Here is a 10,042-nt window from a genome sequence, read left to right on the forward strand (position 1 = left end):
GGGTTTTAGGGCGACCTTACGAAGATTTAATATCCGCACGGCGGCAGGGCCGCAAAGTCGTCGGGCGGCACCTTGCTGTCTCGCTGGAGCCTCAGCCACCGGCGCTTCGCTCGAGATAGGCCGTGGCAATCTCGCGCATGCGCTTGCCGTCGAAGCTCGGTCCGTGTCCACCATGACCGATGCGGATCGGCAGGTCGAGCAGGCGCCGCATCGTGCTGACATAGGCGGCTCGGTCGGAATCCGGCAGGTCGTCGATCAGCATGGCGTCGTAGATGGCATCGCCGCTGAAGAACAGGCCGTCGACCTCGTCGAACAGCGCGATCGAATCCGGTGAATGGCCCGGCAAATGCAGCACGCGAAATTGCCGGTCGCTAAGATCGACGACATCGCCCTCGTCCAGGGTTCGCGTCAACGGCGCGGGCGGGATCCTGTAGTCGGCCGACTTCCATCCGGGCGCCGGCAGTTTCGAGACGGCACCGTCGAGGTCATGGAACATGTAGGCGTAGGTCGCGGCCTCATCCATGGTCTCGAACCGGGCCGCGCTCATCCTTGGCCCGGCCCGCAACGGGAATTCATGCAGCGAGCCGACATGGTCGAGATGGATGTGGGTGGCAACGACCAGCAGCGGCTTGCCCTCCGCCGTCTCGATCTGCGGCGCCAGCGGACAGATGCCCATGCCGGTGTCGACCAGCAAATCGGCATCGCGACCGCGCAGATGCCAGATATTGGCCCGAACATAGGCATGGACGAAGGGCTCGGTCAGCATCGTCGTCTTGTCGTCGACGACGCTCCTGCTGAACCAGTCGGGCATCACCTGTGAGCCGGCATCAAGTGTGAGCCCGGCATGAGAAGCGAGCCGGGCATCAGACGAAGGGCTTCCCGACCTTGTACTTTTCCGGCACCAGCCGCTTGAGATAGGCCATGCCGGCATCCGACAGCTGATTGACATCGGGCTTCATGAAATCGTCCGGCATGTGGCGTGTCTTGCCGGCGACGTTCTTGAGCGGCACTTTCTTCAGCACCGTTCTGGTGCCGTCATATTGCAAAGCCACCGAGCCGCCGCCCTGTTCGGCGACGGTGACGGCGAAAGCGCCGGCATCGAACGCCTCCTGCGCGTCGACCGCGCTGATGGCGCCGATATAGCCGCGCGGCATGTAGCCGAGCGCATCGACGCGGGCCCGCTTGCCCGGCAGGCCTTCCGCCAACGCGCGCTCGAGTGCGGCCGGCAGGTCGCTGCCCGACAGCTTGACGTTGCCGTGCGCGTCGCGCTCGAGCTTGTCCGGCGGCACCAGGCTTTCGACCAACGCCTTGCCGTCGGCGGTGCTGACCCCTTCCGAAACGGCGACGATGCAGCGCTTGTGGCGATCGAGCGTGGCACGCACGTCGTCGATGAAGCCGGCGGCTGAGAATGGGCGCTCGGGCACGTAGACGAGGTGTGGGCCGCTGTCGGGGTCGAGCTGCCAGGCGGCCGCGGCCGCGGTCAGGAAGCCCGCATGCCGGCCCATGACGATGCCGACATAGATGCCGGGCAGCGCACGAAAATCGAGATCGACGGACAGGAAGGCGCCGGCGACGAACTCGGCCGCCGAAATGAAGCCCGGCGTGTGATCGTTTTCCTCGAGATCATTGTCGATGGTTTTTGGCGCATGGACGAAGGCAATTGAGCCGCCGGCGGCATCGGTCAGAATCTGCTGGGTACCCGACGTGTCGTTGCCGCCGATATAGATGAAGGCGTCGGCGCCGGACTTCTTCAGGCCGTTGAGGATGACATCGCAATAGGCGGCGTCGGGCTTGTCGCGGGTCGAGCCGAGGGCGGCGCTCGGCGTGCCGGCAATCAGCCGCAGCCGGTCCTCGGGGATGGCGGAAAGGTCGACATAATTGCCGTCACGGATGCCGCGCACACCATGGATGGAGCCCAGCACCTTGGCACCTGGATGCCGCTTGCGGATCTCCAGTGTCGCCCCGACAACCGTCTGGTTGATGACGGCGGTTGGGCCGCCGCCCTGCGCGATGACAAACGTTCCAGCCATGCTTGATTTCTCCCGGCGCGATGGTTTTCAAGGCACCTTGGCCTGTCTTGCTGCATCGCGCAACGGGAGTTTCGAGCGGCGCCAACACGCCGCATAAGCGTCAGACGACGACGACCGGATTTTTTTTGGAGACGCGGCTGTAGAGGTCGATGATGTCCTGGTTGATCAGGCGCACGCAGCCCGACGACATCGCCTGGCCGATGCTCCACCATTCGGGCGAGCCGTGGATGCGATAGCCGGTGTCCTTGCCGTCCTGGTAGATGTAGAGGGCACGCGCGCCGAGCGGATTGGTGAGGCCGCCGGGCTGTCCGGCTTGCCATTTCACCAGTTCAGGCTTGCGGGCAATCATCTCCGGCGGAGGCGTCCAGGTCGGCCATTCCCTGCCGTACTGGATGTTGGCGCGACCCGACCAGCGGAAGCCATCCTTGCCGATGCCGACGCCGTAGCGAATGGCGTCGCCACCCGGCTGGACGAGATAGAGCATGCGCTCCTTGAGATGGACGACGATGGTGCCGGGCGCCTCGCCTGTCGTGTCGACGACGATCTGGCGGCGGAATTCCGGCTTGACCTTCAGATATGGCACTTCCGGCACGTTGAAGCCGCCGTCGGTCAGCCCGGCATACATGACGCCGGGGCTGGTGATGTTCTTGTCGACGCTGATGCTTGGCCGGATCGGCCGCACGGAACCCGTGGTGACGTCGTCGAGCTCGAGCGCCGGCAGACCCAAGCCCGAGGTCGAGCAACCGGCGGCGCTCAGCAGCGCGAGCGCCCCTGCCCCGGACAGGATGGCGCGGCGGGAAAGATGATGATCGGTTTCGATTGCGTCGCCATTTCGCGGCGGCGTCAGACCTTGCGGCAACTCACGCATATACCCAGACCCTACGCTGTCGGCGGGAAGCACGGTCCGGCCGGATAGCGGGCATTTTCATCATTCATGGTTGATAAAGCGTGAAGACCTTGCATAGCCTGCATTTGCGCATGGCCTTGACGATGTCCGACCTTCTTGCCTGGGCTTGAACGAAGGCTGCTGCACAAAAAGACCTCGGTCGGGTCATATTCCCGGCGCCGGCGTTTCCTACTCCTCGAACCATCAGCGAGGGGCCTCCATGTGCAAGATCTTAAAAACCGACATCAAGCTTTTTGCCGCTGCCATTGTCGCGGCGGCAACCGTTCTCGGTGCCAATGTCAGCCTGGCCGATATCGTGAGCACGCTGAGCGGCGCGAACTGACACCGATCTGCCGCTGGCGCAGTCAGGGAAATCGCCTCTTTACATTCTCCTGGGCCTAAGGATTTATCCTCTTCTTTAAGCTCAAGGGAGACGAGCATGTCCTTCGAAAACTGGGCCGCCTTCGCCGCCGCGTCGACGATCCTCCTCATCATTCCGGGGCCGACCATCCTTCTCGTCGTGTCCTACGCGCTGGGCCAGGGCTGGCGTACCGCTCTGCCGATGGCCGTCGGCGTGGCGCTGGGGGATTTCACCGCGATGACCTTGTCGATGCTGGGCATCGGCGCACTGCTGGCCGCGTCGGCGACCGTCTTCACCATCCTGAAGCTGATCGGCGCCGGCTATCTGATCTATCTCGGCGTGAAACTGTTTCGCGCCGGCGGCGCGCTGAAAGCCGAACCGCGCACCGACGCGGTCTCCTCGGCCAAGATGATGGCGCACGCCTGGCTGGTCACCGCGCTCAACCCGAAAAGCATCACCTTCTTCGTCGCCTTCCTGCCGCAGTTCCTCGACCGGCACGCCGATTTCTGGACGCAGATGCTGATCTTCGAGACGACCTTCCTGGCGCTCGCCTTCGCCAATGCCTTCGGCTATGCGCTGATCGCCTCACGCGCACGCAACGTGGTGCGCAATCCCAAGGCGATCCGCATCTTCAACCGCACCGGCGGCACGCTGCTGGTCGGCGCCGGCATCGCCACGGTGGCGATGCGCTCCAGCAATTAGGCTCTCTGTCTGACCATGACTCCGAAACTGTTTTTCGGGATCATGGCCAGCCTTACCATTTGACGCTGAACCCAAGATTGCCTTCGAGGATCCGACGCTCGTCGCCGCCGAGATTGGTGGTGTAGTCGCCGGTGGCGAAGATGCTGACCTTGTCCGTCACCTTGGCGATCACACCGCCACCGAACTCGAACGAGGTCGATCTGCCCTCGGTGGAGATATCGGTGGTGTCGAAATTGACATGGCTCGTGCCGCCGAAATCGTGCCAGATGTTGGCCTTGAGGTACGGCTGCAGCGCCATGCCATTGATCGTTGTTTCGCCTTGCAGCCGTGCGCCGAGCCGGCCGGTCACGTTGCCGTCGGTATCAAAGGAAACCGAAGCAAAGCGGTCCGATGCATCGTCGAGCGACAGTTGCTGCCAGACCAGTTGCGCCTGCGGTTCAAGCGTCCAGCCTTGCCCCAGCGCGATGGGATAGCCGCCTTCCAGCGAAGCGGTGACACCGGTCCCACCGACGTCGATGCCGATGCCGCGCGATGATGTTGCGTCTCCGCCGAAGAAGGTGGCCATGAGGACGCCGTCCAGGTACCAGCCACCCTGACCGATCCGGGTCCAGTAGCCGCCGACGCTGGTGCCGTTGATATCCATGCTGCCGACGGACAGATTGTCCCAGCCCAGCGCCTGGCCGCGCACGTCGCCATTCATGCTGGCATAGGCGACGAACAGGCCGGCGCGATCGGTCTGGCCCGACGCGGTTTCGCGGCCGAACAGATCGAAGCCCGCCTGGAGGCCGAACAGGGTGCCGTCGAAGGACGGCGATACCGTTCCTGAATACGCCATCTTGCTGTCCTGGCCGAAGATGCGGCCCCAGACCGGCGACAGCTCGGTGTTCGACAACAGGCTCTGCTCGCCGCGCCGTTCGTGGAAGGTGCCGAGCGTCGTCATCGCCAGATGTTCGGCGACCGGGGGCAAGGCGGAATAGACCGGAACCTCGATGCGATAGAGCAGGATCTCCTCGCCCGCCGCCGGTGTCGGCAGGTCAGGCACATCCGTTGGCACAACCGGCGGCGGAGGGGGCGGATCCGCAACTGGTGCCGGCGGTGGTGCCGGCGGCGGCTCGGGCTCCGGATCGGCGGCCTGCACCGGCGGTGTCGGATCGACCGGCGGGTTGTTGATGTCGCCCTCGGTCGGAGGCGGCGTCGGCGGCAGCTCGGAAGGCGGCGGCGGCGGCGGTTCGGCCGCCGGCGGCTCTGGTTCCGGCGGCGCAGTAGGTTCCAGCGCCGGCGGGGCGGCGGCCGGAGGGGCCGGCGTGTTCAGCGTCGAGCGCAGGTACCAGTTCTCCTCGCTGCCGGCACTGACGCCGCCCTTGAACAGGTAATATTCAAAGGCACCGGCGGCGACCGGGGCGTCGAGCGCGAATGTCGTGGCGCCCGAGGTGGCGCCGTTGATTGCCTGGACGACCATGATGCCGTCCTGCGTGGTCGCAGCCCCCGCGCCGCCGAGATTGACCACGGAGATGCCGGTCGAACCGGAAGCCGTTCCGCTCGACAGGACCAACTTGTCGGATGCGGAGGAATCGTCACCGAGCTCGGTCTGGATAAGCAGCAGGCCCCCCAGCCCGACATAATTGCCCGAAATCGTCAGGCTGTCGGTGGCGCCGGTGCTGCCATTGGTCAGGTCGATGCGGCCGGCATTGGTGACCTGCGCCAACTGGCCTGCCGAAAACGCCTGGATCGCCGCATTGAAGCCGCCGCCATAGAGCGTGCTTGCGGCATCGACACTGAGCGAACCTGTGCCGGTGCCGCTATCGCCGAGCACCAGATTGCTGTCCATCGTCAGTTCGGTGTCGTTGGTGGCGTCGATGCTTTCCCAGTTCTGGAGCCGGCTGACCCCATCCAGTTTGACGTTGTCCAGTGTCAGCGCGTCGGTACCGAGGCCGCCTGATATGGCATCCGTGGCACCGAGATTGGCGTTGGTGAGGTTGCTGAGCCTGGCGGTGTCGTTATCGCCGCCGAGATCGACGGAGCCATAGATGATGCCGCCACTGTCCCAGACGAAATTGTCGGCGCCAAAGCTCATCAGTATATCGCCACCGACCGTGCCCCCGGTAATCGTGACGCTGTCATTGCCGCCGCTGACGCTGATGTTGCCGCCGATGGTGCCGCCCGAGAGGATGATCGTGTCCTTGTCGAAGCCGGTGACGAGGTTGCGGTCGATGGTGCCGCCGGACATGTTGAAGTAATTCTGGTCGAGCTTCATGTTGACGCGGCCGATGCGGCCACCGGTCATCACGGCGCGGTCGCCATCGTCGAAGAAATCGACGATGCGGCCGCCGGTCATGGTGAAGGTGTCGAGGCCGTCGCCCTGGTTGAGCGAGCCGATCTGGCCGCCGCTCATGTTGAAGTCGTCGATGCCGGCGCCCTGCTGGACATTGCCGGCGACGGTCCCCGCGCCAATGGTGAAAAAATCCGTGCCGCCACCCTGATCGACGGTGCCGGTGATGGTGCCGGACTGCATGTCGATGCGGTCCGTGCCGACACCAAAGGTAACGTTGCCTGATATCTGCCCGGTGCCGCCGGCGGGAAAATTCAGCGTGTTATCGCCATCGGCATCGGTGAGGCTGCCGCCCGAGTCGCCGCTATCGCAGGTGTAGACGGTATTTCCGGCGATTGGGCCCAGCACGCATGCGGCAAACGCAGCTGAATTGGGCAGCAACGCAAAGGCCGTAGTTGAGAGGATTCTAATAAGCCAAGGGTGTAGCGGATGCGGCTTTCGCCGTGGCGAAGCAACTGTCACCTGCGCATCCTCCGAACGACTGTTCGGAAGCGAGTTCTTCATATGCCACATCGCGTCCCCTCTCGATTCGCGATTTCCAGCCCCCGCCAGTCGCCGTAATGAAGACACAATTCATTCGATTTTACAAAGCCTAATCTGCCCCGCATGGTTGCTAAACTGCAAAGACTACTGAAATGATCTGGCGTAGCGCGCGGTTGGCGTGTCCGTGGCCCATGCTTTAGGATCGGTTTGGGCCGAAGGATCGAGGCCCTGTCACGGATCGATGAAAGGACATCGCATGGCAACCAGGGACGCATTCGGCCTGACGCTTTCGGGTGCAACGGAGGCGGGGTTCGCCCCCTACAGCCAGGCAGTGCGCGAACTGCAGTGCTTCATCGGCGATCCCGTGGCGTCCATCGACCACGCCATCGCGGAAGATCCCGGCTTCGTCATGGCGCATGTCTTCAAGGGCTATCTGTTCGGCCTCGCCACCGAGCGGGAGGCGACAGCGGTGGCCAAGGCTTGCCATGAGGCGTCACTGCCGCTTGCCGCGACCACGCGCGAGCGGGCGCATGTCACAGCCCTGGGTCATCTCGCCAACGGACGCTGGCATCAAGCCAGCCGCATTCTCGAGGACATCGCCATCGAGACCCCGCGCGACGGGCTGGCGCTGCAGGTCGGCCACCAGATCGATTTCTTCACCGGCAATGCACGCATGCTGCGCGACCGCATCGCACGCGCCCTGCCGTCCTGGCAAAGCGGCATGCCCGGCTACCACGCCATGCTCGGCATGCACGCCTTCGGGCTGGAGGAAATGGGTGACTATGTCAGGGCCGAGCAGCTTGGCCGCGCGGCGGTCGACATCGAGCCGCGCGACGGCTGGGCGCAGCATGCCGTCGCCCATGTTATGGAGATGCAGAGCCGGCAAAGGGATGGCATCGCCTGGATGCAGGCCAACCCGGAAGCGTGGACAAGGGAGAGTTTCCTGCAGGTCCACAATTGGTGGCACCTGGCGCTGTTCCACTATGATCTCGGCGAGACCGACGCGGTGCTGGCCCTCTATGACGGCCCCATCTACAGCGTGCAATCGACGATGGCGCTCAACATGGTCGATGCCTCGGCAGTCCTGTGGCGGCTCGCCCTCGGCGGCGTCGCTGTCGGCGACCGCTGGGCGGCGCTCGCCGCCAATTGGCATAAGGCCGGCGCCGGCAATTATGCCTTCAACGATGCCCACGCGATGATGGCCTTTGTCGGTGCAGGGTTAGATGCGCCGGCCCTCGCTTTGCTTGAGGCTCAGCGCGAGGCCATGCGTGGCAGCGACGACAATGCGGCTTTCACGCGGGATGTCGGCCATCCGCTGACGCTCGCCGTCAAGGCATTCGGTGAGGGCAATTACGCCGAGACCGTGCGCCTGATCCGGCCGATCCGATCGATCTCCCATCGCTTCGGCGGCAGCCACGCCCAGCGCGATGTTATCGACCTGACGCTGATCGAGGCAGCGTTGCGCGCCGGTGACGGTGCGCTGGCCAGGGCGCTCACGGCCGAGCGTTCGATGGCGCGGCCCGACAGTCCGCTGTCAGCGCTGTTTGTGCGACGCGCCGCCGATTTGTCGGAGAATTGACCCGAAGCGGATCTTGTTTTAAAAACTGGCCAAGTCAGATTTTTTCGAGACCCGAAAAAATTAACTGGCGTGGGAGGAAGACATGTATCTGGGCCTCGATCTCGGAACGTCGGGCGTCAAGGCGCTGCTGATCGATGCCGGGCAAACCGTCATCGGTTCCGGCCATGGTTCGCTTGATGTTTCACGGCCGCATCCCGGCTGGTCGGAACAGAATCCCGAGCACTGGATCCGGGCCTGCGAAGACGCAATTGCCGAGCTCAAATCCTCCCATCCGGATGAACTCGCGGCAGTCAAGGGCATTGGCCTGTCCGGGCAGATGCATGGCGCCACGCTGCTCGACGCCGCCGACAAGGTGCTGCGTCCCTGCATCCTGTGGAACGACACGCGCAGCCATGCCGAGGCGGCTGTCCTCGATGCCGATCCGCGCTTCCGCGCTCTGACCGGCAACATCGTCTTTCCCGGTTTCACCGCGCCGAAACTTGCCTGGGTGAAAAACAACGAACCCGCTCTCTTCGCCAAGGTCGCAAAAGTGCTGCTGCCCAAGGATTTCCTGCGGCTCTGGCTTTCGGGCGAACACATTTCGGAGATGTCGGATTCTGCCGGTACCTCCTGGCTCGATGTCGGCAACCGGCGCTGGAGTACGGACCTGCTCGCAGCGACGTCGCTCGACGAGGAGCAGATGCCGTCGCTGGTCGAGGGTACGCACAAGGCAGGCGCGCTGCGCAGCGAATTGGCATCGAAGTGGGGCGTCCAGGCCGGCATTCCGATCGCCGGCGGCGCCGGCGACAATGCGGCCTCGGCCTGCGGCATGGGCACGGTCGGCGCCGGCCACGCTTTCGTTTCACTCGGCACATCGGGCGTGCTGTTTGCCGCCAACGCTTCCTACCTGCCCAACCCGGCTAGCGCGGTTCACACCTTCTGCCACGCCCTGCCGAACACCTGGCACCAGATGGGGGTCATCCTGTCGGCGACGGATTCGCTCAACTGGCTGTCCGAAATCACCGGGAAGAGCGCCGGCGAATTGACCACTGAGCTCGGCGATATATTGAAGGCGCCGAGCGGCGTGTCCTTCCTGCCTTATCTCTCGGGCGAGCGCACACCCTACAATGATGCCGCCATTCGCGGCGCGTTCACCGGGCTGGCGCATGAATCGAGCCGTACCGTGCTGACCCAGGCCGTGCTGGAGGGTGTAGCCTTTGCCTTCCGCGACAGCCTCGAAGCCCTGGCCACGGCCGGCACGAGTTTGACGCGGGTGACGGCGATCGGCGGCGGCTCGCGCTCGCACTACTGGTTGAAGGCGATTGCCACCGCGCTTCAACTGCCTGTCGACATTCCCGCCGACGGCGATTTCGGCGCCGCCTTTGGTGCCGCACGGCTCGGCCTGATCGCGGCGACGGGTGCCGATCCGCTTGAAATCTGTACGGCACCGAGGACCGATGCCACGATCGAACCGGACGCGGCGCTCGGCGGCGCCTATGCCGATGCCTATCAGCGCTACCGGGCGCTGTACCCGGCAATCAGGGCTGTAACCGCGTGAGTCAGTGCGAGGCGCCCCCCTCTGCCCTGCCGGGGGGGGGGCCCCCCCGCGGGGGGGGGGGGGGGGGGGGGGGGGGGTGGTTGGGGGGGGGGGGGGGGGTTTTTTTTTGGGGGGGGGGGGAGCCCCCAAAAAACA

8 protein-coding genes are annotated in these 10,042 nt (G+C 64.6%); 4 read left to right on the forward strand and 4 right to left on the reverse strand.

The genetic code is table 11. The annotated features are described in order from the left end of the window. Window positions 1-91: 91 nt before the first annotated feature. The 3 genes from AC0L3E_RS27175 to AC0L3E_RS27185 all read right to left on the reverse strand — a co-directional run bounded on the left by AC0L3E_RS27175 (window position 92) and on the right by AC0L3E_RS27185 (window position 2,898). Window positions 92-811, reverse strand: a complete 720-nt coding sequence (locus AC0L3E_RS27175; RefSeq protein WP_473606035.1) for an MBL fold metallo-hydrolase — start codon at window positions 809-811, stop codon at window positions 92-94. Window positions 812-863: 52 nt separating this feature from the next. Next, a complete protein-coding gene (locus tag AC0L3E_RS27180; RefSeq protein WP_256746624.1) occupies window positions 864-2,030 on the reverse strand; it encodes a diphosphate--fructose-6-phosphate 1-phosphotransferase in 1,167 nt (388 codons plus the stop codon). Window positions 2,031-2,130: 100 nt separating this feature from the next. Continuing rightward, a complete protein-coding gene (locus tag AC0L3E_RS27185; RefSeq protein WP_127322091.1) occupies window positions 2,131-2,898 on the reverse strand; it encodes a L,D-transpeptidase in 768 nt (255 codons plus the stop codon). Window positions 2,899-3,136: 238 nt separating this feature from the next. On the opposite strand from AC0L3E_RS27185, the gene AC0L3E_RS27190 reads away from it, so the two are divergent. Together AC0L3E_RS27190 and AC0L3E_RS27195 are read left to right on the forward strand one after the other, a co-directional pair. Then, on the forward strand, window positions 3,137-3,259 hold the full coding sequence (locus tag AC0L3E_RS27190) for a hypothetical protein (RefSeq protein ID WP_127270199.1): 123 nt from the start codon (window positions 3,137-3,139) through the stop codon (window positions 3,257-3,259). Between the two features lie 96 nt (window positions 3,260-3,355). After that, entirely contained in the window at window positions 3,356-3,979 is a 624-nt protein-coding gene (locus AC0L3E_RS27195) for a LysE family translocator (protein ID WP_023813669.1), read from the forward strand. 52 nt (window positions 3,980-4,031) lie between these two features. Here AC0L3E_RS27195 and AC0L3E_RS27200 read toward each other — a convergent pair whose 3' ends face one another. Further along, window positions 4,032-6,821 (reverse strand): autotransporter family protein, encoded by a 2,790-nt coding sequence (locus AC0L3E_RS27200; RefSeq protein WP_473606036.1) that lies wholly within the window; start codon window positions 6,819-6,821, stop codon window positions 4,032-4,034. 226 nt (window positions 6,822-7,047) lie between these two features. On the opposite strand from AC0L3E_RS27200, the gene AC0L3E_RS27205 reads away from it, so the two are divergent. Continuing rightward, entirely contained in the window at window positions 7,048-8,370 is a 1,323-nt protein-coding gene (locus AC0L3E_RS27205) for a tetratricopeptide repeat protein (protein ID WP_473606037.1), read from the forward strand. Between the two features lie 82 nt (window positions 8,371-8,452). After that, window positions 8,453-9,907 carry a xylulokinase gene (xylB, locus tag AC0L3E_RS27210; protein WP_128308442.1) on the forward strand — a complete coding sequence of 485 codons (1,455 nt, stop codon included), beginning with the start codon at window positions 8,453-8,455 and terminating at the stop codon, window positions 9,905-9,907. Window positions 9,908-10,042: the final 135 nt, after the last annotated feature.

It is taken from the genome of Mesorhizobium sp. WSM4822 (assembly GCF_055811155.1).

Bases quoted from the DNA above. Each gene is read 5' to 3' on its own strand.
- AC0L3E_RS27175 (WP_473606035.1), bottom strand. From the start codon at position 811: ATGCCCGACTGGTTCAGCAGGAGCGTCGTCGACGACAAGACGACGATG.
- AC0L3E_RS27180 (WP_256746624.1), bottom strand. From the start codon at position 2,030: ATGGCTGGAACGTTTGTCATCGCGCAGGGCGGCGGCCCAACCGCCGTC.
- AC0L3E_RS27185 (WP_127322091.1), bottom strand. From the start codon at position 2,898: ATGCGTGAGTTGCCGCAAGGTCTGACGCCGCCGCGAAATGGCGACGCA.
- AC0L3E_RS27190 (WP_127270199.1), top strand. From the start codon at position 3,137: ATGTGCAAGATCTTAAAAACCGACATCAAGCTTTTTGCCGCTGCCATT.
- AC0L3E_RS27195 (WP_023813669.1), top strand. From the start codon at position 3,356: ATGTCCTTCGAAAACTGGGCCGCCTTCGCCGCCGCGTCGACGATCCTC.
- AC0L3E_RS27200 (WP_473606036.1), bottom strand. From the start codon at position 6,821: ATGTGGCATATGAAGAACTCGCTTCCGAACAGTCGTTCGGAGGATGCG.
- AC0L3E_RS27205 (WP_473606037.1), top strand. From the start codon at position 7,048: ATGGCAACCAGGGACGCATTCGGCCTGACGCTTTCGGGTGCAACGGAG.
- xylB (WP_128308442.1), top strand. From the start codon at position 8,453: ATGTATCTGGGCCTCGATCTCGGAACGTCGGGCGTCAAGGCGCTGCTG.